The organism is Permianibacter aggregans (assembly GCF_009756665.1).
GTDB classification, from domain to species: Bacteria; Pseudomonadota; Gammaproteobacteria; order Enterobacterales; family Permianibacteraceae; genus Permianibacter; species Permianibacter aggregans.
This window is the reverse complement of sequence record NZ_CP037953.1, coordinates 1,881,643-1,907,124: the sequence shown is the minus strand read 5'-3', so window position 1 is coordinate 1,907,124 and position 25,482 is coordinate 1,881,643. Positions and strand designations below refer to the sequence as shown.

Sequence of the window (25,482 nt, the reverse complement as noted above, 5' to 3'; positions counted from 1 at the left end):
AAGCGTCTGGCGGCAGCTATCGTCGATATGGTTAATCTAGCGTATCGCGATAGCGACCGATGGCAATGAGGCCAATGGCCAGCAGAAAGCCAATCAAGGCCAGAAAATCGACACCGAGTTCCATGAAGCTGCTGTCCTTCAACATGACGCCGCGAACGATACGGAGAAAATGGGTTAGCGGTAGTACTTCGCCGAGCCATTGCGCCCAAACTGGCATGCCGCGAAACGGAAACATGAATCCGGATAGCAGGATTGACGGTAAAAAGAAAAAGAACGTCAGCTGCATCGCCTGCATCTGCGATTTCGCCAGCGTTGAAAAGGTAAATCCCAAAGCGAGGTTGGCCAGGATGAATAAGGTAAGTCCAGCGATCAGCAAGGCCATGGAACCAACAAACGGCACCGAGAACAGAAAATGCGCCGTGACCAGAATGACCAGCGTTTGAATGGCACCGACACCAATATATGGGGTGATTTTGCCAATCATGACTTCCAGCGGTTTTGACGGCATCGACAGCAAATTCTCCATCGTGCCGCGCTCGGTTTCGCGAGTCATCGCCATCGAAGTAATCATCACCATCGTCATTGTCAGAATGACGCCGAGCAGACCCGGCACAATGTTGTACTGGGTAATCCCTTCCGGGTTGTAGTAGCGGTGTATGGTCAAATCCACCGGCGAGGTTTGTGCGGAGAAGCCGGGCAACGATTTCAATTCATGTTGCAACACGCGCTCGATGATGCCAGGCAGATGCGACAACGCACCGGCAGCAGCGACCGGGTCGGTGGCGTCGGCCTCAACCAATAATGCAGGGCGTTCGCCGCGCAACAGCCGTTCGGTAAAGCCGGCTGGAATCGACACGACAAACGAGACTTCGCCGCGCGCCAGCAAACTCTGACTGATTCGCGGATCGTCACTGTGTTCGACAAAATCAAAGTATCGTGAATTCTCCATGCCTTTCAGCAGCGAACGCACAATCGGTGTTTGTTCTTCCAGATGCACGGCCGTCGGCAGGAATTTCGGGTCCATATTGATCGCATAACCGAACAACACAAGCTCGACAAGAGGAATCAGCAGAATCATCGCGAACGTCAAGCGATCGCGCTTCATCTGAATAAGCTCTTTGATCATGATGGCGCCGATGCGCGCCAGGCTTGCTCGCAGACGCTTCATTGATGCACCCGTAAATCCTGGCCGGCACGACGCATCAACGCGATAAAGGTATCTTCCAAGCTGGTTTCCACTTGCTTGAATTCAGCATCCGGTGCGATGCGTTCAATGGTTTGTTTCAGCTTGTCGGCGTCGGTGCCGCTGACATGCAGCGCGGCGCCAAAGTAAGCGGCGTGTTCAACACCGTCCTGCTGCTGAAATTTTGGCGCCAAATCACGCACAGCGTCGCCGCGGGCGCGAAAGGTAATCAAGCCGGATTTCTCGATAATTTCCTGCACCCGGCCCTGAGTAATCAGTTTGCCATTGGCCAGATAGACAATCTTGTCGCAGCGCTCCGCTTCATCCATGTAATGGGTCGACACCAACACCGTGACGCCGTTGTTGGTCAGCCGATGAATCTCGTCCCAAAAATCGCGCCTGGCTTGCGGGTCGACACCGGCTGTCGGCTCATCAAGCAATAGCAAATCCGGTTGGTGCATCGTCACTGCTGCCAGTGCCAGGCGCTGCTTCCAGCCACCGGACAAGGCGCCAGCCAATTGTTGCTGGCGATCACTCAAGCCCAGTTGCGCAATGGTTTCATCGACCAGGGCTTTTCGGTTTGGTAATTGATAGAGTCGGGCAACAAATTCCAGATTCTCGCGAATACTCATATCGGTCCAGAACGAAAAGCGCTGAGTCATGTAACCGGTGCGGCGTTTGATTTCGCTGGCTTGCTCAATGATGTCCAAATCGAGCGCGGTGCCTTCGCCATCGGTGGGTTTCAGCAGGCCGCAGATCATTCGAATGGTTGTTGTTTTGCCGGAACCGTTCGGACCCAGAAATCCCCAAACCTTGCCTTTCGGCATTTGAATCGACACGTCATCGACGGCCACCGTTTTGCCGAAATGCTTTTTCAGGTGTTTGACGTCAATGGCGTAATCGCTCATGGCAACAGCACATCCACTGGCTGACCTACGGCTGGTCGTTGCTCGCTCTGCAGTTTTGCTTCAACACGAAACACCAGCTTGCTGCGCGATTCGTTGCTGAAAATAATCGGCGGCGTGTATTCCGCTTCATTGGCAACAAAGCGAATTTCTGCTGGCTGGGCTTTTTCCTGCCCGGACCAACTGACTTGAACGACTTTTCCCGGCGCCACATCGGCGAGTAATTGCTCCGGCACAAAGAACGTAATCTTGAAGCCATCATCCGGCAACAACGCCAGTACCGGCGCACCGGCATTGACCCATTCACCTTGATGATGAATCAGTTCTTCAATACGTCCGGCACGTTTGCTCTCAACGATGCGTTGACCAAGCTGCCAATCGGCTTGTCGTTTTTCCGCTTCAACGGCCGCGCGCTCAGCTTCGGCGGCATCGAGCACGTTGCGCCGTGCAGCAAGTTCGGCGACTTTGATTTGCGCTTCGATATTGGCGAGTTTGGCTTTCGCCATCTGCCATTCCTGTTCGGCCTTGTCGCCTTGCGAGCGCGAGGCAATGCGCTGTTCCACCAAGGCCAGCCAGCGATCCTTTTCGGCCGCAGCCAGCGTCAGTGCTGCTTGTGCTTCGCGCTTCTGCGCGCGCAGCGTATCGATTTCCTGTTGTCGTGCGCCGAGCGACAAATCGCTGACTTTGGCGCGCGCTTGTTCAACGCGTTTTTCACTTTGCTGCACTTGCGCCTGTTGCAGCTCATCATCGAGCCGGAACAGCAAATCGCCGCTGTTGACGCGTTGTCCGGGTTGCACGGCCATTTCGGTTAACCAACCATTGCCGGGCGCCGCGACATACACCCATTCCACTTCGCTGTAACCGGTTACCTGACGTGATGGCTCATCCGGCGCGCAGGCAACCATCGTCGCCATGACAAACGACAAAATCATTTGGCGCATCAGCGTTTCTCCCGCGCAGGTTTTTGTGTCTCGGGGCGTTCAACGCCCAATGCCCGCGCCAATAGTTCAGCGTGCTGGGCAAACAAGGCGTCAACGTCGAGCGGCTTTTCATCGGGCCGTTGAAACACCACCTGCCAGATACCGGCAAACAGTGCGGGCGCCATGATCAGGCGCGCGGTCAGCGCCGGATTGGCCACTTGCCATTCGCCATTGGTGTTGCCGCGCTCGACCAACCCGGTCAGCGCCTTCAGTCCGCGCTCAATCATCCGCTCGCGATAAGCGCGCACCATGTCCGGAAAATGATTGGCATCGCCAATCAGGATTTTCGCCAGGCGCGGCAAGGAACTGCGCTGCAACACCTTCGGCAACATCGCCAGCAAGCCAAACAGCGCCTCGCGCGCCGATGCCGCCTGCGCCAGCTTTTGCTCAATCAGGGCCAGGTTGGGTAATGCGACGGTATCGATCAGCGCCGAAAACATCTGCTCCTTGGAATCGAAATAGAGGTACAGCGCGCCCTTGGAGACGCCGGCCCGGCGGGCGATATCGTCCATGCGCGCCGCCGTGAAACCACGCTCGAAGAACTCATCAAGCGCCGCCTGCAACAGCACGGCGCGGCGTTCGTCCTTGGCTTCGGGGCTGCGGGCTCTAGGCATTTCACTTACTTAAATAACTGACCAGTCAGTATAGTTAAGCGCAGAATCACGGATTTGACAAGCCCCGACCAGCCCGGCCGGAATCCCTGTACAAGCCAATGAAAACTGGCACACTGACCGCCGTTGTCTGTCTGCTGAACCGCAAGAACCATGAGTGAAGCCCGTCCGCCGCGACCGCGTGGTCGCCAACCGAAACGAGTCGATGGTAAGGCCCGTCGTGAACAGATTCTGGCGGCAACTTTGCGGATCATCGCTCGCGATGGCGTGCGCGCGGTGCGTCATCGGGCCGTGGCGAAAGAATCCGGGGTGCCATTGTCGGCGACCACTTATTACTTCAAAGACATCCTCGAACTGATCTCGGAAGCGTTCTACGACTTTGCCGAAAAGGGAGCGCAGGAAACCGGCCATATGACCCAGGCTGTAGCGGCCGCATTGGCCCGCTTCAGCGATGGCAGTCAGTCATTGAACGACCGCGAATTGCTGCGCAACACCGTGCTGATCACGCTGCTGAATCATATCGACCAGCAAGTGAAAAACCGCGAACGTCGCCTGATTGAAAACAGCTTCCGGCTGGAAGCCTTGCATCATGAAGCCATTCGCGACGCGCAAACCAAATCCCAAGCCTCAACATTAAAACCCGCCAAAGCCTTGCTGGAAATGATCGGCAGCCCTTCACCAGAAGCCGACGCTGAATTGGTTTACAGCACGGTATTGTACTTGGAGTATCAGCGCATTCTGGCTGGCGATACGCCGGCATCGAAAGAGCACTGTGTGGTGGTGTTAAGGCGATTGTTGTCAGTGTTGATTTAAGCGCGGCGCCTCACAGTTAGTGGAGGCTATTACTCGTTGGGAGCTCGATCATCCATTGCGGGTGCTAGCCCGCGACTAGCGAGTGGTCGGTTCTGGTTCAAATTCTATGTTTGTTTCTGACTCAGAAAACTGGCTGCAAGATTTGCCGCCTCGTCCAATGACGCAACAGAGTTCTTGATTTGATTCCCACCATCCGCGATAACACACCAACCGGTTGTGTCAGGCGCAACGAAAACCGTGTTTTGGATTATCTGTAGGTCGCCTTCGGAGTGGTTTTCCCTTTTGCTTACTCGAAGTGAGGGACCTAACCCCCAGTAGATTTCCTTGCAAACAAATCCCTGGGATTCAAGATCCTTAGATATTTGCGAATAATCACTCATGATTTCTTCTTCGCTGAGCCGTGATTAATATGGTCTGTTAAAGACTCATTACATTCATGGAGAACCTCCCCTGTCAGCGGATCGGTGACCTTTTCTATGTATTGATTATTCCGACGATCTATTAGGCGTTCATGCTTCACATTACGCCCGAGTTTGTGACTGGGGGCAGGCTCATCTCTTAACTCGACGAATGGCTTCTTGCGTCCAAGTTCTTTCCCTTTGGCTCGGAAGCCTACACTTCTGGAGATGCTGGCAGATAAGTGAACTGAAAATGTACGTTTAAACGAGCCACACGCGGGACATGGCATTCTTTCTTGTACTGGTAAGCTAGCCGACTCATTCAAAACTGAGCCACACTCACCGCACTTGACGTTATCAATACTCATAAGACTGACCGACTTAGTATTGCCCAAGTAGTCGGCCAGTGGTCTGGCTGATCGCCTTCTCAGATCTCACTCTGACACTCTCCCCATGAACTCTGTAACAGCGGATATTAATAGCCGCGCTTGTTCAGCGTTATATGCGGCATAGTTTCCATGAGCTGCATCATTTCTGATGCTAAGCCAGTATGTAACGCTTTTTTGATCTAGCTTTGAGTAAACATTTGCTTTAACCAGATCAGCGTTAATTACATCTGCCTTCTTTGGAATTTTCTTACCGTTTTTCTCTACCTCAAGATCAATCCCATGTTTTTCCGCCAATGTTCTTAGATGTTGCTCTAGTGTGCTACCAGTTATTACTACAGCAGCATCCTTGTAACCCTCTTCCAAAAGATGCTCCGCCATTTCAATGAAGTCACCAAAGATATCCGCTGAGATCAAACCTTTGGCTGTATTTAGCCAGCCCTTTTCGATCTCTCCCTTTATGGCTTTTAGACACCCTTTGCCACGTTTCACGCAGCTTGGCTGTGCTGATTCAACTAATTGTGAAAAATCTTTGTAATATGGATGCTCTGACCCAAACAACTTCAAGATGAATGATATGCTTGATGCCCGGAAGTTGTAGAATGCCTCCAAATCAAGAAAGCACTTTGTTCTTCCCGCAATTTTCTTTGACCACTCTGTGGCTAATGCTTCATCGCCAAGCCCAATAAGTTCATCAATTCTTTGTGTTAATTGTTGAGTATCCATGTATACCTTGTTCTGCACCTTTATAGCTTGAAGTAATCGGGGCGCTTTAGCTCGCGTAGGTACGATCGGCGTAGCGCAATCGTACGCATGAACACCACACCAACCATATGATACCAAGTAAACAATTGCATCAACTTCAAAACACATTCGTACGATTACGCCTTCGGCCAATCGTACCTACGCGGGATTATCACGCCTAGAGGAGCAGTGCCCAATCCGGCATCGGCTTGAACGAATTGTCAGACCTTTCACCCATTGAAGTCGGCGGCAGGTAGATAAGCCTCACCTGTTTGCGAGACATGACGGCGCACTCTTGAAATGATCTCTGAGAAGGAGATGGATCCAGACAGAAACATGTACAGGTGCATTGCGTCCAATAGCATAAGCTTTGTTTGGCGGCCGGACGCTCCAGAGACTGCGATACTCGAGTAGCCAGAAATCGAAACCATAATGCCCATGGTGTTATCGGCTTTGTCGTCGACTTTTGTACGCAACGAATCAATGTCGGTAGCTGCGGCTTGGCCGGCTGTGAACTTAAGCTCTACGAGATAGGTTGTGCCGTCAAGCGTGAGTGAGCCATCAATCTGTCGGCCATTGCTCACGTACGGTCTTCGATTCTGAATCTCGGAGAAGTCTAGGAGGTCATAGAACCAATCCTGGAAGTCGTATCCACCCTGCTGCGTGCCGACCGCCGGGTGGAGCGCATCCAGACGTTGTTGCAGATTGCTCTTGTCTGTAAGGCTCCGCTGGATCTGCTGCCGCTCTTCACGAGCTCTCGCTTTCGCCTCTTCACGCTCACGCTCGCTGCGAATCTCCTCGTCTTGTGACCTAAGGTATGCCTTGAGTTCCGAGACGGCTTTTGTTGCATCAGTAATTTTCTGAGCGGAGTCTTCCCAGTTGCGCAGATCAGGGAAACTAGTTTGCTCAGACAAGCTCTTTGCCATCTGGTAGGCCAGAGCCTTCCCTCGATCAGACGCTTGAAGTTTGTGGAAGGTTCTGTCTAGGAAGTCGCGCTTGCTTTCGTCAGTGGACCAAGTTGCTATGTGAGATTCGGCTACGTGACAGGCGCGCAGAAACTTGCGCAGTGCTTCTTTCCGCCAGAAGGACTTCAGTGCGGCCTCGTATGTCAGCTCAATCAGTCTGGGAGTGATCTTGGCCGCCATGGATGCCTCAAGAAAGCTCTAGCGCAAAGCTAATCGGCTGGCCGTAGAGTAGGCCAATCCGTGCGACCGAAGGGAGCGCGTTGAACGCCGCGTTATATGGCATTGGAGTCTGGCCTGTATTCAAATAATTTGCGTTGCTCCGTGGACACTACATGTTTAACCATTTCAGGCTCACAGGCTCCAAACTTTAGAAAATTTGCCCGCCCTTCTCGAATAGTTAACCCATGATTAGCGCCTGACGGCGTATCAAGCTCCCAACCCATCCCTTCATCCTCCCAGAAACAAACAGGACAGATTAGGTAGTTGCCGCTTTCAGCAAGGCTAATGTACTCACAGCATTGGCACTTCACGCGAGGCGTTGGATCTTTAGGTGAATACCATTCAAGTTTCTTCTGAAACATATTTCGGAGAAAGCTGAGCATTGCCTATATGCCTTATAACATCTAATACACGGACCAACGGATTCGTATACGTCAGTATCCGAAACACCACATTATCAGATTAAGTGTTTGATTGGTAAAGGGTGTTTGCGTAATGCCCTGGACCTCAACCCCAAATCTTTAGTTCCTATTGAGATGAGTGGCTTGCCCAGAGCCGTGTGGGTTCTAACGGGGAAACACTCATCTCATTTCGAATCTCAGTAAGTTGTGAAATTAACAGCGATGGCGACTTTGACTTAATGAGCCGCTGGCGCCGCTGCTTCCTTCACTTTCAACATATAACGAGCTGCGGCAAATCGGGTTTCGGCATCCAGATGGGCTTGCGGCGGCATCGGTGGGTAGTCCTCGCGTACTTTTTCCGGGTTGGCGACGTAGTCGGCAATGGCTTGGGCGTCGTCACCGTAAATGGCTTGGATTGCGACGACCGATGGGCCGATCATGCGGGCATTATGGGCATGACAACCGGCGCAGACCGCGTAGAACGTCAGCTCGCCTTTATCGAGCAGGGATTTCGCTTCGTCGGTGACCGGTTTGGCTAGCAGGTAGCTGACGGTATCGCGGGTATGGGTGCGGGTGCAGGTGCTGTAAGCGCTTAAACCGACGGTTGGGTATTTGTGGGCGTCGAGTATGCAGCTGTCTTTGCCGCCGCCGACGGCGACGATTTGTGGTGCGCCGCTGGTCAGTGTCGCGAGCTTCAGGGCTTTGATCTCATCGATGGGTTCGTAGCCGTTATCGATAAACAGGTTATCGAGAATCTGCACCCGATCCGGATTCGGTTCGGATTCCGGATCCAGCGTGATATTACCGAACGTGGCGTGGTCGGTGATGATGATGCCGGTGTTCTTGTTGCCGCGCACGACGTTGTTCTCGATGATGACATCGTCGGCGGCCATGATCACCATGCCGGTGCCGCTTGGTAAGCCGCCGACGATTGAACCGGGTGCGGCGAAATTTTTGTGATTGTTGTTCACGATAAAGTTATCGCGAATGATGATGTCGTAAGCGGTTTTGATCGGCAGGCCCGGCGTGATGAAGGCTAGAATGCCGCCGGTGTTGTCGTAGACCATATTGTTCTCGACAATCGCGTGACGGGTGTTTTCAATTTCAATGCCGGCGACGTTGCCGAACACTTCGTTATGCGCGACATGAATGTTGTCGGACATGCCGACATAAATCGCCGCGTCTTCAATGCCGGTCAGCACGTTGTATTCAATCAACCCATTCTTGCCGAACTGAGGGAAAATGCCATAGACGCCGGTGTCGACTACCCAGTTATTGCGAATGACGAAATTGTTGCCGGCCTGACCCATGACGCCGTTGCCTTTGTAATGGGTGATCTTGAAGTTCTCGATGCGTACGCCGTTGCCGGAATACAAGATCGCATCATTACGCAAGCCTTCGCCTTCGAGCACGGGCCATTCGCCGTTGTCGATAACACCGAGCAGGCTGATGTCGTTTTTGTCGATGTAAATCGTTTCTTTGTAAACGCCGGGATAGACCAGCACGGTGTCGCCGGGTTGCGCGGCGGCGACGGCATCTTGAATTACTTGTCCGGCGCGCACTTCTATGGTTTTTGCCGTCGCATACTCGGTGCTCAATCCGGCTTTATCGACGGCGCCGCGCTGCTGACTGCCGAGTATGTCGGAGGAGCGCGACAAATCCGGTGCCGTGCGTGCCTTGTTGAAGTGGCCGCCGGCCCAGTAAGCGCCGAACGCAATCGCAATCAGCAGCAATAGATAGGTAAACTTTTTCATCGGCTATTCTCCGGGGCGTTATTGTTGTGACGGCATTTGATAGATGGGCGCGAGACCGGACGGTAATTGTTCCGGCACGCGGGGCATAAAGGATTCATCAGTCAGCGTTTGCAGAAAGTCGACCAAGCGATCGATTTCCTGTTCACTTAAGTTTGGTTCCCAGATATGCCAGTGCAGCGTTAGTTGCTGATCGGCGGGTACGGCATGGCCGCGGCCTTTGGTGTAGAACTGAACGGTGTCGCGCAGATTATTGAACTGCCCGGCATGCATATACGGCGCGGTTTTGCTGATATTGCGCAGACTGGGCACTTTGAATCCGCCGCGCTGGGTTTTCTCTTTGCTGATTGCTTCCGCACCGATATCAAACGGTAAGTCGCTGGGCGTTGGCACGCCGATCACGGCGATTTGTTGATTGGAAAACAGCGGCGGTGTATGACATTCGGCGCAGCGGGCAACAAACGAGCGGAATACATTCATGCCTTCAATCTCGTTGGCGCTCAGTGCCTGAGCATAACCATGCGCGTACCAGTCATAGCGACTGTTCAGTGAAACCAGTGAGCTTTCGAACGCAGCTAGTGCCTGGTAAAGCTGATCCAGCTCGATGCGGTTTTCCATTTGTGGAAAAGCTTCTCGGAACAGGCGCCGATAGTTTTCTGAATCATTCAGGCGCTGCAGTAACTGCGCTGGCGTTGCCGCCATTTCTTTTGGGTCATACAGCGGCCCTTGCATCTGGATTTCCAGATCGTGAGCGCGGCCATCCCAGAAAAAGCGCTGCATGAAGGCGACATTCCACAGCGACGGCGTTGAACGATTTAAGCGCGTGCCGTTGGCGCCGGTGCTGCGCGCCTGACCGTCGGAAAACCCCAAATGAGGTTGATGGCAGGAAGCGCAGGCTTGGGTCTGGTTGCCGGACAGAATCGGGTCAAAAAACAGATAACGACCCAGATCAATTTGCTGCGGCGAAAAGCCGTCGCGCACCTTCGGCATCGCCGTTTTCAAGCCACCGACACCGCTATTCTGCAATGATTCGTAAAGGAGATACGGACTACGCCATTGGCAGCGCTGAGCAACATTCTGGAAACCCGGCGGACAATCGCTTGCCAGCACAAAGTCAGCTTCCGCTGCGGCGAAGGTGTTTGTTGCGAGCAGTGCAAACAGCGCTGCAAAGGTTATCGCTTTCATGGCGTTTGGCTCAGTTGCCGAATGTACTGGGCGAGCGCTTGCGCTTCTTTGTCGTCAGCAATATTGGCGGCGCTGCGCCGCATTTGGGCACCGGCTTTGTCGTCGGGATGGGCGCCGCGAATCCCTTGCCGAAACTTGTTAATCTGAGCCAGCAGGTAGCTTTCCGACAAGGCACCGAGCGCTGGTGCTTTCAGGCGTTTATTGCCTTGCGCCTTGCTGCCATGACAGGCGCTGCAAACGGCGTTGTAGCGCGGCGCTGCCAAGGCCGTGATCTCGGCGTTGTTTGGGTTGGCTTTAGGTGCAGGCGCCGGCATCGCCGCAACTTCAGCTGAAAGCGCGTTGATGGTTTTTTCATCGAGCGTCATCGCGATGGCGCGCATCGCTGCGCCACTCTGATCGGCACCGGTTCCACGCCAGCCTTTCTTAAACGCGCGCATTTGCTCAGCCAGAAACCAGGCTTCGCGACCGGCCAGTAGCGGCGCGGTTTGTTGCTCGTCACCTTGCAGGGCGTTGCCGTGGCAGCTGGTGCAGAGCTGCACATCTGCACTGTTACCATGGCCGCAGAAAAGCAGAGGCAGTAGCACAAAAAGTCGCGACTTCAATTTATATCGCTCTATAGTCCTAGATAATTTCGACTATTTATCCCCCATTTTGGCGGGCGGCTCAAGGATTTGTTTTGCTGCGCCGCAACCCATGCTGGCCCGAAAAATAGCCTGATTACCCAGCTTGCGCCGCAGCAAACTGGTCTGTCGTCTGACAAAGTACTTTGCAAATATCAACTCATTGGTTAAAACGCGGAAAACGTCAGTCCAAATTAATCAACAAGACGAAGGACCCGCCCATGATCAAGCGCCGTTGCGAATTTCCCCTTTCATTGCTGAGTCTCTGCGTTGCCGCATTATTGTCACCAGTCGCTACGGCGGCAGAGCAGCCTGACCAGGATTCCACCACCGAAGAAAACCAGGACCGCAAAGGCGCCGAAGTGATTACCGTTACCGCGCAAAAGCGCACCGAACGGATTCAGGACGTGCCGATCACGATGAATGCCTACAGTGAGCGCACGGTGCGAAACCTCGGGGCGCTGAACATCAAGGATCTGGGTGCGATTACGCCCGGTATGGATGCTGACAACCTGTCGGTGACCCAGCCGCGATTCGAGATTCGTGGTATCGGCACCAGCGATTTTGGTATCGGTTCTGATCCGGCTGTCGCGGTTTATATCGATGGCGTCTATGTCGGTCGCAGCGGCGCCGCACAAATGAATTTCAACGACATTCAGCGCGTGGAAATTCTGAAAGGGCCACAGGGTACGCTGTTTGGTCGCAACGCCGGTGCGGGCGCCATTCATATCATCAGCCGGCTACCGCGCAACGAAAATGGCGGTGAGCTGCGGGTAACGCTAGGCGAGTATTTGCGCCAGACGCTGGAAGGTGCGGTCAACCTATCCAATAACGATGATTTGCATGCGCGCTTTTCGTTTGTCGATCACAAAATGGACGGCTACATAGATCAAGTCGGCAGCGATACCAAACTCGGTTTGGAAAACAGCGAAGGCGCGCGCTTTCAATTGCTGTGGAATGCCAGTGACGACACCGATCTGATATTCCGTGGCGAATACGAAAGCACCGATCAGGATGCCGTGCAGGGCGCCAGCACCAACCCGGCTATCGCGCCGGCCGACCCATTCGGTGCTTACGCTACCGATATGGACTCCAATGAAAGTCGCGACCTCTGGGGCGCCAGCCTGACCTTGGAACACCGGATGGATAATCAGCAATTCACGTCGATCACGGCTTATCGCACGTTCGATAGCAATAACTTTGAAGAAGAAGACGGCAGCGCTGACCCGCGCTTTTTCTTGGCGACCAATAACGTGGAAGATTTCGAAGCGCTGAGTCAGGAGTTTCGGCTGACAGGAAGCAACGACTCGTTCAAATGGTCGCTCGGCGCGATGTACGCGAAAGAAAGAGCCAGGCAAACGCACAATGTTCATGCCAGCACCGATGTGCTCGATACGTTTTTCTTGAGCGATGGCGGCGTGCCACCGACGATGATTCCTTCAGTGCCGGCCGGATTTGGCATTGGCGGATTTTTCTATCAGCAACTGAACCCGTTACTGATGGCCGGCGGTCTGCCGAATGGCTGGGATGATGTTGCAATGATGCTCGGTATGCCGACCGGCCTAGCGGCGGCAACCGCTTATGCCAATATCAATCTTGGCAAACCCTGGCTGGAGCAAATGCATGACCGTGGTGATTTCGAAAGTTATGCGGTTTACGCCGATGCCACCTGGTCCGCAACAGAGAAACTCGATATCACCTTGGGTGTGCGCTATACCGTCGATGAGAAAACCTTCCAGGTTGATTCCGAGTACACCAATACGCTGGATTTAAGTGGCGGCGTATTGAGCCCGGGCACGATCTTGAACTGCGGCGGGCCGGCACCGGGCTGTATGGATTTCGGTGGCGGCAATTACGCGCAAGTGCTGATTTTCGATACGCCATTGGTGCCTCTGGTAGCGCAACCGATACCGTTCGGTTTGATTTTTGTCGAGCAGATCCCGGGCATCAAAAATAGCGAAGAATGGGATGCGGTCACCCCGCGTTTCGTTGTTGATTACGAATGGTCACCGAATGTCATGACCTTCATCACTGCCGCCAACGGTTTCAAGTCTGGTGGCTTCAATAGTCTCGGCGCTGACATTGCCAATAACCGTCTGGAATCGGTCGATCCAGAGGATATCTGGAACTACGAGTTCGGCTTGAAGTCGAGCTGGTTTGATGATCGTTTTCAATGGAATTTCTCTGCCTATCAATACACCTACGACGATCTGCAAGTGCTGGTGCTGAGTGGCCCATCAGGCGCCATTCCCACCTACAACATCGGCAATGCTGATGCCGAGGGTGATGGCTTCGAAACCGAGTTCAGTTGGCGCGTCGCTGACCAGTTCCGTTTGCATGGTAACTATTCGAAACTGGATAGCGAATACACTCGTTATGACGTCAATCAGTTTCCGGGACAAACCGCCGCCAATGATTTGACCGGCAAGGAGTTTTCCGACCAACCGGATAAATGGAACCTCGGATTCGAATACAGCACGCCGTTATGGAATGGTGATTTGCTCTGGTATCTGAACAATACCCACGTCTCGTCATACATCAGCCGCAACGGCATTTTCGACGCGACCGTTGGTGGTTATGACCTGATGAACACACGCGTCAGTTACGTGCCCGGTCACGGTGGCTGGGAGTTTGCCATTGCTGCGCAAAACTTGCTTGATGAGGAATACTTGATCAGCTTGGGCGGCCTCGGTGATGCCATTGGCTCACCGCTGACACGGCGCGGTAAGCCGCGGATGGTCAGCGTCAGCTTTGCTGCGTATTTCTGACAAATAATGGCCGCGTGTTGGTAAACAATCAATATGCGGCCATTATTTGGATCCCGACTTGCGGAGCTGGGCATACTCCACTTGAGAACTCGCACTCCATGCGGTGCTCAGAAAATCCAACCAACGACTTTGATATCAAGATGAACGTAAATGCGGCCGGGTGTTCAAGTTTCGTCGTACTTCATTTTCCCTCAGAAGTAGATTCTTCTTTTGGCTCTTTGGCCTCCGATTGATTTTCCTTCGCTTCCGGCGTCACGCTATTTGATTCATCTCGAACCTCCACGGTACCCATCTTACCAATGTATTCCTTGAGTTCCGATGAGGTTTCCTTGAACTCTCCGTAATACTCATCACCACGAACGGTGCTGCCATCACGCAGAATTTTCAACATTGGGTTTACATAGCCGACCCGTGAGCCGGTTATGTTCTTCAGTTGCTTGTCGGTGTATTTCTTTGCCTTGTAAGCAATGGCCATCTCTGAATAGTCGTGGCTGAGCTCTTTATAAAGCTCTTTGGCCTCTGCCCGTTCCGACTCTGAAAGTTTCTGCCAAATGCGGGCCTGGTTCTGCTCGAAAACCGGAACCTTGGTGTCAGCCGCCAGTTTAGCCCAGACCCAAGCATTGACATTACTCTTGTCTACGCCAAGGCCAGCCTCATGTGCATGCGCCATCCGATACATGGCGTAGCGGTCACCAACACGCGCCAGTCGCTGATAGGTGGCGTAAGAGGTTCGGTAGTCACCGGACTCAAAAAGTTGTTCTGCCTGCTTATGTACACGATCGACTTCGTAACCCCAGGTACCCATATGTTCGGATTCGGCGAATACCGAAACCGATGCCGACAGCAAGCCAACAAAGAAGAGGCGAGAAACAGATCGGTAGAGTGGTGTCATGGCGAACTCCTTTTTCTAGGTACGGTGAAGGCGAAATAAAGTCTGCTAATCGTAGAGGAAAAGACTTTTCTGAACTATAAAAGTTGCATCAAATTGTTAATGCTTCCGATATATGACGGGAGAAAGGGCCTTTTTGGGTCATCACGCGACGAGTTTGACGTCAGCGTAGAGCAAACAGTACGACAACTGCCCGTGTTTCGGTTACGGCCAGTCAAGTGCCTGCTAGTAGTGTACAAATCGATACAAGTTAGCTAAGCAGAGGTTTACATAGAACTGCAACAAACTCGTGGCACTTTGGCAGTACAGAAGCGCTGATCTGCGGCTATCTTCCGTTGTGTTCAGCCGCTTCTTTCGCATCAAACCGCAGCAAGGGCATAGCCCATAAAAGCACCGCCAGATAGTTCGATGTCATCACGTCGGTGCGCCTTTCAAACTGATTGCAATAAAAGGATACAGCGATGAAAAACGCTTTGATGGTGTTCGCGCCGGCATTTTTGCTGCTCGGTGCTGAAGCTCATGCCTGGTCACAGGAAACCCATAAACGCATCGTCGCCGATGCACTGAAATTCATGAACTCCAGCAGTGCAACGGCCGATATGAAGCGCGCCGCGCAATTTTATACTCAAGCTGCCGGCTCACAGGCCAATGCCGCTGAGATTCTCGGCCAAGCCGCTTACGATGTAGACGATTTTCGAGATACTCGTCTTGGCGGCTGGTGGGTTGGTTACGAGTATGCGCCTGTCGGCAATCTCGCCTCCTCGCTGGTCAATTACACCTCATATTGGCACTTCCTGAATCTGACCCGCGGAAGCGATGTGCACGGCAACGATCACGGTGGTTACGATTATCGCTATCACACCGTCGATGGTTCTTGGTCAGATGTCGATTGGTACGCAATGGTCTATTTGTATAACCGTGATCTGAAGCAGGAAGATTACAACACCACCGAAGCGCACTACCGCCAGGGCAGCTATTCGAATCGCGACAAGCACTACGCCGATTATCAGGAAATGGCGTTTCAGCCTATCGATAACCTGGCCAAGTACTGGTTCGATCAATTCAAGCAATCGCCGTCATTGCAGACGATCGGTTTCAGTCTGCACGCGACCGGCGATGCAGCGCAGCCGCATCATGTTTACGTGACCTCTGCGAACAATCACGGCGGCTGGGAAACCTGGGTCCGTGACTATTACGATGCGGAGAATTTTGGTGACATGAATGCGGTTGCCAATATCGTCGGTCAATATAACAGTCAGCACGATATTCGTAGCTTGATCACGCAAGTTGCAGAGCGCGCCTATCAATTTCCGGAGCCGCTGTATGCAACGGATTACGCGACTCGCAAACGCGTTGCCAAGGAAATGATTCCGCACGCGATCGCGACCACTGTTGCCGTTCTAACCAAGGGTGTGAATCATGTCTATGGCCAAGGCGGTCAGTAAGCCGGAAGCCATCTCCAAAACGCTCGGTGCTCGGCCAACCGCGCGAATGCGGTGCTCGGAATCCTCATTTACTATTTGTAAACTGCGGTTGATGTTCGGCGCATCCTTGCGCCTCACCCCTTTGGGGTTTGCACGAAAATTCATTCCTGATGAATTTTTCCGCTCCTATTCACGCAGCTTGCCATCGCCCGAATCGTTTTTGAGACGACTTCCTCTCGCACTAATTTTCGTTGCCCTGCCATGGATGGCGGAGGCAGCGATGCCTGGCTTACGTATCAATGAAGCGGTGATTCCGGCGCAAAGCCTGCAGTTGTTGCAGCACAGTTCAGCGCTCGGCGCGGTCGATGAGAAAACGCTGCGCGATAGTGTGATCGACAATCGTTTGATTGCCCATTGGGCCGAGTCGCGGCTGACGGCGCATGCGCTCGCGCATCTCGATATGGAAGTCGAGAATGCGGTGCATGAAGTGCTGCTTGGGCAGTTGCCGACTATCGAGAAGCCGGTAACAACCGTGCAGCCAATCAGCGCCGCTGAACTGCGACAACTGCTGAAAACTGACCTCGATAAAGCCTTCACGTTGACCGCAGCGCAGCAACAAGCGGTGGCGAAGCGAGTGCTGGTGTCGATTGATGAGCCAGAATCAACAGCCGTGCAAGTCAGCTTGTTGGATGTATACATGCACGAAACCATTCAGGGGTTGGCTGAGCTGCAAGCCGGTAATCACCGTTATTTGCTCGAACGCGCGCAGCAACTCGCAGAGCGGCGTTGGCAACAACAACAGTGGCAACAGCGTGGCATGTTGAGTGCCGAAGTCTTGCAAGGTCTTCAGCGATTGATGCGCGACCACCAATTGAAGCAGCGCTGGCTACTGGAACAAGGCTTGACTGGTGATCCACATCATGAAAGTGAAGTTGCCGAGCAACGCTGGCGCCAGGTGTCGAAGGCGCAGATAGAACAGTTCTACCAACAGAATCGCGACCAGTTTCGGCAAGTCGAGCAGGTAAGCGGTGGTTATTTTATGTTGAGTTCGCAGCAACAGGCTGATGCGCTATTCCAACAAGTGCAAAATGGCGTTGGACTGGACCAGCTTGTTCAGCAGCAAAAGCTGCAAAGGTATACGCTGGAGGTCAGTAACGACGCAGGACAAAAATCCTTGTTGCAGAAACTGGCGCTGATACAAAAGCCGGGTATATCGCGTCCTTTTCGTGCTGAACAAGCCTGGGTGATGTTCGATATCAAGACGCGTGAAGACCGTGTATTGCCACTTAGCGATGCCAGCGTGCAACACAGTTGTGCCCGCGCGATTGCATTGCAGCAAGCGCAACAGGAATTTGAGGCATTACGCATGCGACTACGCACGGAAGCGCGCATCAGTGAGCTGCGTGCAGGAGAGGGCAGATGAAAGCATTTGGCTGGTTATTATTGGCGGTGGCATTGGCCGGTGCAGGTTTACATATGCTCGGTATACCTGAGCCATTGCCTCTGTATCAAACTGGTACGCAAGCCGAACCGATCATTGATGCATACGCGACACCAATTGCGCCAACGGCGACAGCCGAATCAGAGGCGTTCTCAAGAAAGATCCAGCCTGCTATCGAACCGGAAAAAGTAGACGAGCAAGAACCGTCGTACACACCAGAACAAGCGCTGGCTATGATGCAGCATTCGACCGAACATGGTGATGCCCGGCAACCGCAATTGATGCAGCGGGAAGCGGTGGAGCAACGCGCCAGCGCCGAACAGCTGGCCGATGCCGAATCCTACGCTGCGTACGAGCAACGGCAAACGAAAGCGGTGATCGCCAGCTATGCCGCGATTCTGGATCAGTTGCCGTTGCTGTGGGAGAAAGTCAATCAAGGCGCCAATGATCCGCGCATCACACCAGCACAGTATCGTGAAGCGCTGGAAGCGTTGGAGCAACTGGAGTTGATGCGCGGCCGGCTGGAAGCTGAGCATCCTGAGTTGTTGCGCGCAGCCACGCGCGAGCCGTTGCTTTCGTCAACATCTGAAGAAGGATCGCCATAAGGTATGGTGCGAATTTATTCGCACAAACTCTTTGGTTTTGGAAAGTATTGCGCGCGAAAAAGTCACCGAAGAATGTTCGAATAAATTCGAATCTACAATTGCTGTTGAGGTGTCGCGTTTAAACCCGGAAATGTGACACTTCTACGTGCATGGCCTGCGCCAGTTGCTGCAAGGATTGGCCGGTATTGGCGCTGGCCTTGGCGTCGTCGGCACTTTGTTCGGCGATGCTGCGAATGGATTCAGCGTTGCGGCCATCTCATTGACGGCTGTCGCGACCAATTCGGTCGCTTGGTGTTGATCATGAATCAAGGTATCGGTACGCGAGGTGATGCCGGAAAGTGATCCGGCCGCCGCGCTTAAATCATTGGAGTGCTTGACGATACGGCTGATAGTTTGCAGAAGCTTGGCGACAAATTCGTCGAAGGCTTCGGCGAGCTTGCCGAGTTCATCGCGGCTGTGCACCTCGACACGCTGGGTCAAATCGCCATTGCCATGCGAGATTTGCTGCAAGCGATTGGGCAGTGTGTTCAACGGGCCAAGAATCATGCGCGGGAAAAACACAGCGAGCACCAAGCAAACGGCCAGACCGATGATCATCAGCGTCAACTGTGTTGCCTGGCTGGTAGCACGTGTGTCGTTGACTTGTTTATCGGCTTCGACGGCGACACCCATGGTCAAGCCGGTCATTCTGTCGATACTGTCGCGGGCGGTTTCGAACTCGCTGTTGGCGCGCGACAAGGTTTCCGCGTCACGCTGCCCATTGATGATGGCCAACGATGTGGCTTTCCATTGTTGAAAGGCGCGTGTGAAGTTTTTGTGTTCGGCTTGAATTTCGCGATGGTCCGGGTGCAGGTCGGCCGCCTTTTCGATGCGTTCAGCCGCTTGCTGGAGGTTTTCCAGATGTGCTTTTTCCAATGCGGCCCGTTCACCGCTGCTGGTAACCATTCCCAGCTCGGCGGTCAGCGCCTGATACAAGTCGCGGTCAGCTTCCAGCACCGGATTAACGCTTGGTAACAGCTGGCCGGAAACGTCGTTGGCCAGCTCTCCGAGCCGGCCGCTGCTGCGCATGCCTACCCCACAGGCCAGGACAATCAACATCACCGCCAGGATAACGATGGGTAGCAACAATTTGGCGAAAAGACCGGTCGCGAAATCCAGCCATGATGGGCATCCTCCTTGCCAATCCGCGAAAGTATAGTTGCCCTTTTGGTGCAGTCGTATTGGCGCCCGGCACGGTGCTGTCCAGAATTTTTACAACCAGTCAAAAAAATTTACATTCACTGCCCGCCGACATCTTGGTGACTACGAAGTAACTCATTGAATAAATTGAACATTTTTTACCCGACACTACCTGGCCCGACACTTGCTGTGCCGCATCGGTCGCCGTTAATGCCAACGGTTCGTTGTCGCGAGGCACCCGAGACACCTCCTCGCAGAGCTTATAAAAGGGAAGTAAAAATGAAATTGTCCACGCTGTTTATGGGCACGGCATTGTTGGCGGCGGTCGCCACAGATGCGCAAGCCTCGATGCTGAGTTACGGCGATGTCGTGCAAGTGCAAAACCGGGAAGGCACGGTTTTCACGCCCACGCCAATCCTTGGCGACAACAACGGCCTGTATACCTCGGTCAGCTTTCACGTTAACGGCAGCAACCGCACGGCCAATGCCGGCATGTATGTCCTCGATTATTCCTACACGCTGAATAACTCGACCGGCGAATGGTTCCAGTTCTACAGCTTCTGCCTGGAGCCGCATGTCAACCTGGAATCGTTTTCGAATCCTTACACGGTGCACACCCTGTCTTCGGCCGGCTACAACAATGCCGCCATTTCCGAGCTTTGGGGTCGTTACCGTTCGTCCGTGACCAATAACCTGACTGCCGCCGCATTCCAGCTGGCGCTGTGGGAATTGGCCCATGACCAGTCCAATGGCATCAACCTGGCGCAAGGCGCGTTTAGCGTCAACAATGCCGGCAGCAACGCCTTCCAACTGGCCAACACCTGGCTGAACAGCCTGAACGGCGAAGGCCCGCGCGCCTCGAACCTGGCCGTGCTGGTCGATAATCCGAATGACAAAAACAATCGTCAGGATTTGATTGTCGAACTGCCCAACCCAGGTGCTCTGGCTCTGTTTGGTTTTGGCGCGCTTCTGTTGGCGGGCAAGCGCCGCAAATTCTGAACGGATCGCGAAACAGAAATGGGAGGCTTCGGCCTCCCATTTTTTTTCAGCGTGGCGATAGCGAGCCGGCAATCAGCCAGATTAGGGGCTGTTTATCTTTGCCAAATCGCTGCGACGGAGTCGCCCGTAGCGCAGTGGTCGCGCGCGTTCCTGACGCGCTTGCGACACTTCCCACGTCCCTGTGGGGCGCAGGAATGAGGAGCGTAGTGTACTGAACGTACATGAGTGACGAATAACGCGGCAATGCGCTACGGGCGGCCCGTCCCTTCGGGTTGCGCCCAGAAAGACGCCATGCCGCGTTGCTCGTCATTCATTTAGCTCACTAAACTTCTCTCCTCGCGCCTTGCCTGGCGCCTTTCTGGGCGGCAACGCAGCGATTTGGCAAAGGTCAACAGCCCCTAGCGCCAGCTTCATGCCTGCGTGAGAGGCGAAAAGCCCAAGCCTTGATAAAAATGCATGGCGTCCGGTCGCTGCTTGTCGGTGGTCAGTTGTACGAGACGGCAATGCCTTTGCCTGGCACGCTCAATGGCCCAGCGCAGCAGCTGCTGACCGAGCCCCTTGCTGCGATACGCTTGATGAATTCTGACGCCCTCGATCAGGCAGCGCCAGGAACCGGTGTGGGTCAGGTAGGGGATAAAGGTCAACTGCAGCATGCCAACTGGTTGTCCGGCCAAATCGGCAACGATTAATTCATTATTTGGATCAGCGTTGATGGCATGGAACGCCGATAAATAGGCAGCATTCAATGGCGTTGCCAAGTCTTCTCTGGTTGCGCCCAATTTGTCATCGGCGAGCATGCCAACCAGTGCTGGCAAGTCCTGTTGCTCGGCTGGCCGGAAGGTGATCTTCATGCCATGTCACTCCTCAATCTGCAGACAAAACGTTTGCGATAATCTTTCAAACGATTTCGGCGTGCGTGAAAAAAAGGAGGGTTGCCCCTCCTCTTTTTACTGTTGATCCGGTCAGGGCAATTCCTGACCTTTTACCCATGGTGCTTTCGCTTCCAGCAATTTCTTCTCGAATGCCGGCAGCGTTTGTTCCAGCATCGTTTTGGTTTGCGGCTGCAATACGGCCAGACGCTGCTCGACATCATTCATGACGCCGATATGCATCGGTGTCGGGCCATAAGTGCTGAACATCGTTGCCATCATCAACGTGCCTAATTGATCGCTGACGGTGACGATGCCTTGCTCGCCGATCTGATTGCGCACTTCGCTGCCACTCCACTGGCTGACCAGCTCATCAAACTGACGGCTGATCTGCGCCCATTCCTGATCGAGTGCTCCCGGTTCGCGCTGACTGTGTTGCAAGGCTTCGCGAATGCCATCGAAACGTTCTTGCTGACTGCTCAGCGCGGTCATATTGGCGCTGATGGTTCGCTGCGCCATACGCACACGCTGATAGAACTTAACGACGTCTTCCGGCTGCGCGCCCGGAAGGGCGTTGTTATTAAGCGGCGTTATCCGGAACGTCACTGGTGCACCAAGCTGTCGCACCTTGCCGTTCTGTTCAATGCTCAAACTGGCCTGATAGCTACCGGGCGCAGCGAGCATGCCCGGTGTCGGGCTGTCGTCCATTGCCGCTTTCTTTTGCAGACCCAGTACATCCATTGGCGCGTAGCGCATATCCCAGTTGATGGTTTGCAAACCTTTTTTGTTTTTTGCCTGAACACGGCGCACCACTTCACCTTCCGGATGGCGAATGGTCAGCACCAGTTGCGGCTCAGTTTCGAGTGCTTCCTGTTCAACTGCCGGCCAACCAGGAAAACCGATCGCCTGCTTTTTCTCACGTGCGGTTTTTTCCTGTTCCTGACGCGCCGCTTTCGCGGTTTTGAACTCTTCTTTCAGGTAGTAGCGGAACAACGCACCATCCGGCGGATTCGGTGCCGTGTAAAAACTCGAGCCCTGAAAGCCCGGCTTGTCATCAAAGTCGTATTTGGCTTTCGGGATGTACCACAGTGCTTCCCTTGGTGTGAACAAATGCGCTTCCGACTTCAACAGGTTTTCATTGATTTCGCGCAATGCCCGGTAATCGTCGAGCACGAAAAATCCGCGGCCAAATGAAGCCGCGACCAAATCATTTTCGCGGCGCTGAATGGCCAGATCGCGGAACGCAATCGTCGGTGCACCACCATTCAGTTCGGTCCATTGCTTGCCGGCATTGACGCTGAAAAACACACCAAATTCCGTTGCCGCAAACAGTAATTCCTGTTTCACATGATCCTGCACAATACGCCAGACCAGATGCCGGTCCGGTAAGTTATTGCTGATTGATGTCCAGCTCTTGCCGCGGTTCGAGCTTTTCAGCAAATACGGTTTGAAATCGCCGAACTTGTGATTGTCGAGCGCGACATAAACGGTATCGGCATCAAACAAATCGGCTTTGATGTCGTTGACGAAAGCGGTATCCGGCACACCCGGCAGAGCGCTGACGTCAATCTTGCGCCAATTTTTGCCGCCATCTTCGGTGACCTGAATGCGGCCATCATCGGTACCGGCGTAGAGCAGGCCCTCCTGCTTCGGTGATTCAGCCAGTGAAGTAATCGTGTTGTAAGTCGACATCGCCAACAGATCCCAGGAGCTGTCCCAGCTTTGCGTGCTGCCCATGATCGGCAGCGCCAGTCGTTCCTGGTTTTTGGTCAGGTCACCGGAAATTGCCACCCATTGGTCACCACGATTATCGGAACGCCAGACTCTTTGCGAAGCAAAATAAATGCGTTTCGGATCATGCGAGCTGACCAGAATCGGCGCATCCCAGTTGTAGCGCTCGGCCGGTTCGCCAATTTTCGCTTGCGGTTGAATCAGCATCACTTCGCCACTTTTGCGATCAATGCGGAACAAATGGCCGCGCTGAAATTCACCATAAACGATATCGGGATTGCCCGGTTCGGTCGCCGGTTGATGACCGTCAGCAAACAGAATCATCGACCAGTCATCATTGCTGATACCGTGCGGATGCAAGGTGCGCGAAGGGCCACCATGCGTGCCGTTGTCCTGAGTGCCGCCGAACACGTTGTAAAACGGTTTGGCATCATCAACGGCGACTTTGTAATACTGCGTTACTGGCAGGTTGGGAATGAAGCGCCAGTGCTTTTCCAAATCAAAACTTTCATACAAGCCGCCATCCGTGCCAATCAACAAATAATTTGGATCACTTTTCTTGAATGCCAGCGCGTGATTGTCCGGATGCTTCAGTTTTTCATTGATGCGCCGGAAGGTTTTGCCACCATCATCGGAAACCTGCATGCGGGCGTCGGCCAAATAAATGCGATCAAACGCATGCGGGCTGGCGTACAGTTCCTGATAGTAATGCGGACCGGTAGCACCCGCGACGGTGTCAGAACGCTTTTCCCAGGAGCTGCCGCGATCCGTTGAACGATAGACGGCGCCAGTGCGACGTTCCAGTTCAATCGCGGCATACAACACATCCGGTTGTTGCGGTGACATTGCCAAACCAATTTTGCCCATCTGCTGTTCTGGCAAACCCTTGCTCAATTTCTCCCAGGTTTCGCCGCCATCTTGCGAGCGGTGCAGGCCGCTACCGGGACCGCTACCGATATAAGCAGCAACGTTGCGATGACGTTGCCAGGTTGCCGCGTAAAGCCGATCCGGATCGCGCGGGTCAATGGCGATATCAGTAACGCCGACCCATTCTTTATCACCGAGCACCTGTTTCCAGTTTTTGCCGCCGTCGGTGGTTTTGAACAAACCGCGTTCACCGCCTTTCGACCACAGCGGACCTTGCGCCGCTACCCAAACAATGTTGCTGTCTTTCGGGTGAACAAGGATTTTTGAGATATGCCCGGAATTCTTCAGGCCAAGATTCTTCCAGCTTTCGCCGCCATCAACTGAGCGATAAACTCCATCACCGAAACCAACATGGCGGCCACCCACGTTCTCGCCGGTGCCAACCCAAATCGTATGCGGATTGTTCGGATCAATCGTTACCGCGCCAATCGAATAGGAGTTCTCGTTATCGAACACCGGCTTCCAGGTAACGCCGTTGTTCTCGGTGCGCCAAACGCCGCCAGAACCGACGGCGACAAACCAGCGGTTTTCGTTCTGCGCGTCAATGGCGATATCAGCAATTCGGCCGGACATGAACGCCGGGCCGATACCGCGCCAAGCCATGCCTTGATAAAGTGCCGCCGCCTCCTTGGCTGGGTCTTTCTCCTCTGCCGCTTGAGCCACCGTCAAGGGCAGCAGGGCAGTGAACAACAGTGTCAACAGCTTATGTGTGGTGCGAGGCATCAGTCACTCCGCTTTCTTCAGTGTTGGTGATTAGGTGAGCAGGAACTATAGCGCAAGATCGCGAACTGAAGCGGCGCTCAACATGTTGCCCTGCAGCGACCGGAGCGTGACGGTGTTATGAAAACAAGACTGCTTCGCCGCCACTACGCGACAAAACACTGCACAATCACCACCAGTTCGTGTACGCTCAGCCGCGTTGTTGCCAGCGGAACCACGATGGCTACCGCTTAGAAAAACAATAGAAGTTTTGCCGATTCAGAGGACGAAGATGAGCATCAATCCGTATCAGGTACCAGCGGCGCGACTGGAGACCATTCCTGAGTCAGTTACGATTGAGTTGGCCAGTCGAGGTGAGCGCTTTGTCGCGGCCTTGATCGATACCGCCATTCAACTGATCATCGTGCTGCCCATGTTTTATCTGATGGGCGTTTTCGACAACCGCTCGATCAGCAATAATCCCTGGCTGGACGAATTCATCTTTATCGTTTTTGGCTTTGCGGTTTTCGTCGTGGTTCATGGTTATTTTCTTCATGCTTATGGCCAAACCATCGGTAAGCGGGCGATGAAAATTGCCATTGTCGATATGAACAATCAGCTTCCGCCGCTACTGCGGTTATTGTTTTTGCGCCACGCACCCGTTCATCTGATTAGCCTGTTCGGTAATCTGTTACCGCTGCTCGACGTGCTGTTTATTTTTCGTCAAGATCGTCGCTGCCTGCATGACCTGATCGCCGGGACAAAAGTCGTGCAAGTCTCCCAATAAGAT

General features: G+C 53.6%; 21 protein-coding genes. 7 read left to right on the top strand and 14 right to left on the bottom strand.

Annotation, left to right across the window (positions count from 1 at the left end; genetic code table 11):
* Positions 1-31: 31 nt before the first annotated feature.
* The 4 genes from E2H98_RS08720 to E2H98_RS08705 are packed head-to-tail and all read right to left on the bottom strand — an operon-like array spanning position 32 to position 3,682.
* Complete coding sequence (locus tag E2H98_RS08720; protein WP_198325273.1) at positions 32-1,168, bottom strand: ABC transporter permease; 1,137 nt, start codon at positions 1,166-1,168, stop codon at positions 32-34.
* Positions 1,165-2,091 carry an ABC transporter ATP-binding protein gene (locus E2H98_RS08715; RefSeq protein WP_133591378.1) on the bottom strand — a complete coding sequence of 309 codons (927 nt, stop codon included), beginning with the start codon at positions 2,089-2,091 and terminating at the stop codon, positions 1,165-1,167. The genes E2H98_RS08720 and E2H98_RS08715 overlap by 4 nt, the downstream gene beginning before the upstream one ends.
* Entirely contained in the window at positions 2,088-3,029 is a 942-nt protein-coding gene (locus E2H98_RS08710; RefSeq protein ID WP_133591380.1) for an HlyD family secretion protein, read from the bottom strand. Before E2H98_RS08710 ends, E2H98_RS08715 begins: the two co-directional genes overlap by 4 nt.
* On the bottom strand, positions 3,029-3,682 hold the full coding sequence (locus tag E2H98_RS08705; RefSeq protein ID WP_133591382.1) for a TetR/AcrR family transcriptional regulator: 654 nt from the start codon (positions 3,680-3,682) through the stop codon (positions 3,029-3,031). The genes E2H98_RS08710 and E2H98_RS08705 overlap by 1 nt, the downstream gene beginning before the upstream one ends.
* A 150-nt stretch (positions 3,683-3,832) precedes the next feature.
* Between E2H98_RS08705 and E2H98_RS08700 the strand changes: the two genes are divergently transcribed.
* On the top strand, positions 3,833-4,492 hold the full coding sequence (locus E2H98_RS08700; protein WP_133591384.1) for a TetR/AcrR family transcriptional regulator: 660 nt from the start codon (positions 3,833-3,835) through the stop codon (positions 4,490-4,492).
* Between the two features lie 832 nt (positions 4,493-5,324).
* On the opposite strand, the gene E2H98_RS08695 is transcribed toward E2H98_RS08700, so the two are convergent.
* The 6 genes from E2H98_RS08695 to E2H98_RS08670 form a co-directional block, all read right to left on the bottom strand.
* Entirely contained in the window at positions 5,325-6,002 is a 678-nt protein-coding gene (locus tag E2H98_RS08695) for a hypothetical protein (RefSeq protein ID WP_133591386.1), read from the bottom strand.
* 248 nt (positions 6,003-6,250) lie between these two features.
* Positions 6,251-7,165, bottom strand: a complete 915-nt coding sequence (locus E2H98_RS08690) for a hypothetical protein (protein WP_232475480.1) — start codon at positions 7,163-7,165, stop codon at positions 6,251-6,253.
* Positions 7,166-7,257: 92 nt separating this feature from the next.
* Positions 7,258-7,566 carry a CPCC family cysteine-rich protein gene (locus tag E2H98_RS08685; protein ID WP_198325306.1) on the bottom strand — a complete coding sequence of 103 codons (309 nt, stop codon included), beginning with the start codon at positions 7,564-7,566 and terminating at the stop codon, positions 7,258-7,260.
* Between the two features lie 275 nt (positions 7,567-7,841).
* Positions 7,842-9,359, bottom strand: a complete 1,518-nt coding sequence (locus E2H98_RS08680; RefSeq protein ID WP_133591391.1) for a parallel beta-helix domain-containing protein — start codon at positions 9,357-9,359, stop codon at positions 7,842-7,844.
* A gap of 18 nt (positions 9,360-9,377) precedes the next feature.
* Entirely contained in the window at positions 9,378-10,541 is a 1,164-nt protein-coding gene (locus E2H98_RS08675; protein ID WP_133591393.1) for a cytochrome-c peroxidase, read from the bottom strand.
* Positions 10,538-11,143 (bottom strand): c-type cytochrome, encoded by a 606-nt coding sequence (locus E2H98_RS08670; protein ID WP_157591308.1) that lies wholly within the window; start codon positions 11,141-11,143, stop codon positions 10,538-10,540. Before E2H98_RS08670 ends, E2H98_RS08675 begins: the two co-directional genes overlap by 4 nt.
* A gap of 239 nt (positions 11,144-11,382) precedes the next feature.
* Between E2H98_RS08670 and E2H98_RS08665 the strand changes: the two genes are divergently transcribed.
* On the top strand, positions 11,383-13,929 hold the full coding sequence (locus tag E2H98_RS08665) for a TonB-dependent receptor (RefSeq protein ID WP_133591397.1): 2,547 nt from the start codon (positions 11,383-11,385) through the stop codon (positions 13,927-13,929).
* A 181-nt stretch (positions 13,930-14,110) separates the two neighbouring features.
* Here the strand turns inward: E2H98_RS08665 and E2H98_RS08660 are convergent, their stop codons facing one another.
* Complete coding sequence (locus tag E2H98_RS08660; RefSeq protein ID WP_133591399.1) at positions 14,111-14,821, bottom strand: SEL1-like repeat protein; 711 nt, start codon at positions 14,819-14,821, stop codon at positions 14,111-14,113.
* A gap of 458 nt (positions 14,822-15,279) precedes the next feature.
* Between E2H98_RS08660 and E2H98_RS08655 the strand changes: the two genes are divergently transcribed.
* From E2H98_RS08655 to E2H98_RS08645, 3 genes are all read left to right on the top strand, one after another.
* Positions 15,280-16,263 carry a phospholipase C/P1 nuclease family protein gene (locus tag E2H98_RS08655; RefSeq protein WP_133591401.1) on the top strand — a complete coding sequence of 328 codons (984 nt, stop codon included), beginning with the start codon at positions 15,280-15,282 and terminating at the stop codon, positions 16,261-16,263.
* Positions 16,264-16,522: 259 nt separating this feature from the next.
* Entirely contained in the window at positions 16,523-17,665 is a 1,143-nt protein-coding gene (locus E2H98_RS08650) for a peptidyl-prolyl cis-trans isomerase (RefSeq protein WP_157591307.1), read from the top strand.
* Positions 17,662-18,288 (top strand): hypothetical protein, encoded by a 627-nt coding sequence (locus E2H98_RS08645; RefSeq protein ID WP_133591405.1) that lies wholly within the window; start codon positions 17,662-17,664, stop codon positions 18,286-18,288. Before E2H98_RS08650 ends, E2H98_RS08645 begins: the two co-directional genes overlap by 4 nt.
* Before the next feature lie 141 nt (positions 18,289-18,429).
* Here the strand turns inward: E2H98_RS08645 and E2H98_RS08640 are convergent, their stop codons facing one another.
* On the bottom strand, positions 18,430-19,386 hold the full coding sequence (locus E2H98_RS08640) for a methyl-accepting chemotaxis protein (RefSeq protein WP_133591406.1): 957 nt from the start codon (positions 19,384-19,386) through the stop codon (positions 18,430-18,432).
* Between the two features lie 360 nt (positions 19,387-19,746).
* On the opposite strand from E2H98_RS08640, the gene E2H98_RS08635 reads away from it, so the two are divergent.
* On the top strand, positions 19,747-20,466 hold the full coding sequence (locus E2H98_RS08635; RefSeq protein ID WP_133591407.1) for a hypothetical protein: 720 nt from the start codon (positions 19,747-19,749) through the stop codon (positions 20,464-20,466).
* A gap of 410 nt (positions 20,467-20,876) precedes the next feature.
* Here the strand turns inward: E2H98_RS08635 and E2H98_RS08630 are convergent, their stop codons facing one another.
* Together E2H98_RS08630 and E2H98_RS08625 are read right to left on the bottom strand one after the other, a co-directional pair.
* Positions 20,877-21,317 (bottom strand): GNAT family N-acetyltransferase, encoded by a 441-nt coding sequence (locus tag E2H98_RS08630; protein WP_232475479.1) that lies wholly within the window; start codon positions 21,315-21,317, stop codon positions 20,877-20,879.
* A gap of 111 nt (positions 21,318-21,428) precedes the next feature.
* Positions 21,429-24,716 carry a WD40/YVTN/BNR-like repeat-containing protein gene (locus E2H98_RS08625; protein WP_133591409.1) on the bottom strand — a complete coding sequence of 1,096 codons (3,288 nt, stop codon included), beginning with the start codon at positions 24,714-24,716 and terminating at the stop codon, positions 21,429-21,431.
* A gap of 268 nt (positions 24,717-24,984) precedes the next feature.
* On the opposite strand from E2H98_RS08625, the gene E2H98_RS08620 reads away from it, so the two are divergent.
* A complete protein-coding gene (locus E2H98_RS08620) occupies positions 24,985-25,479 on the top strand; it encodes an RDD family protein (RefSeq protein WP_133591411.1) in 495 nt (164 codons plus the stop codon).
* Positions 25,480-25,482 lie beyond the last annotated feature (3 nt).

Coding starts and splice junctions, on each gene's coding strand:
- E2H98_RS08660 (WP_133591399.1), bottom strand. CDS start 14,821: ATGACACCACTCTACCGATCTGTTTCTCGCCTCTTCTTTGTTGGCTTG.
- E2H98_RS08625 (WP_133591409.1), bottom strand. CDS start 24,716: ATGCCTCGCACCACACATAAGCTGTTGACACTGTTGTTCACTGCCCTG.
- E2H98_RS08680 (WP_133591391.1), bottom strand. CDS start 9,359: ATGAAAAAGTTTACCTATCTATTGCTGCTGATTGCGATTGCGTTCGGC.
- E2H98_RS08620 (WP_133591411.1), top strand. CDS start 24,985: ATGAGCATCAATCCGTATCAGGTACCAGCGGCGCGACTGGAGACCATT.
- E2H98_RS08715 (WP_133591378.1), bottom strand. CDS start 2,091: ATGAGCGATTACGCCATTGACGTCAAACACCTGAAAAAGCATTTCGGC.
- E2H98_RS08655 (WP_133591401.1), top strand. CDS start 15,280: ATGAAAAACGCTTTGATGGTGTTCGCGCCGGCATTTTTGCTGCTCGGT.
- E2H98_RS08705 (WP_133591382.1), bottom strand. CDS start 3,682: ATGCCTAGAGCCCGCAGCCCCGAAGCCAAGGACGAACGCCGCGCCGTG.
- E2H98_RS08640 (WP_133591406.1), bottom strand. CDS start 19,386: ATGTTGATTGTCCTGGCCTGTGGGGTAGGCATGCGCAGCAGCGGCCGG.
- E2H98_RS08665 (WP_133591397.1), top strand. CDS start 11,383: ATGATCAAGCGCCGTTGCGAATTTCCCCTTTCATTGCTGAGTCTCTGC.
- E2H98_RS08700 (WP_133591384.1), top strand. CDS start 3,833: ATGAGTGAAGCCCGTCCGCCGCGACCGCGTGGTCGCCAACCGAAACGA.
- E2H98_RS08690 (WP_232475480.1), bottom strand. CDS start 7,165: ATGGCGGCCAAGATCACTCCCAGACTGATTGAGCTGACATACGAGGCC.
- E2H98_RS08630 (WP_232475479.1), bottom strand. CDS start 21,317: ATGAAGATCACCTTCCGGCCAGCCGAGCAACAGGACTTGCCAGCACTG.
- E2H98_RS08650 (WP_157591307.1), top strand. CDS start 16,523: ATGCCTGGCTTACGTATCAATGAAGCGGTGATTCCGGCGCAAAGCCTG.
- E2H98_RS08675 (WP_133591393.1), bottom strand. CDS start 10,541: ATGAAAGCGATAACCTTTGCAGCGCTGTTTGCACTGCTCGCAACAAAC.
- E2H98_RS08695 (WP_133591386.1), bottom strand. CDS start 6,002: ATGGATACTCAACAATTAACACAAAGAATTGATGAACTTATTGGGCTT.
- E2H98_RS08710 (WP_133591380.1), bottom strand. CDS start 3,029: ATGCGCCAAATGATTTTGTCGTTTGTCATGGCGACGATGGTTGCCTGC.
- E2H98_RS08635 (WP_133591407.1), top strand. CDS start 19,747: ATGAAATTGTCCACGCTGTTTATGGGCACGGCATTGTTGGCGGCGGTC.
- E2H98_RS08685 (WP_198325306.1), bottom strand. CDS start 7,566: ATGTTTCAGAAGAAACTTGAATGGTATTCACCTAAAGATCCAACGCCT.
- E2H98_RS08645 (WP_133591405.1), top strand. CDS start 17,662: ATGAAAGCATTTGGCTGGTTATTATTGGCGGTGGCATTGGCCGGTGCA.
- E2H98_RS08720 (WP_198325273.1), bottom strand. CDS start 1,168: ATGAAGCGTCTGCGAGCAAGCCTGGCGCGCATCGGCGCCATCATGATC.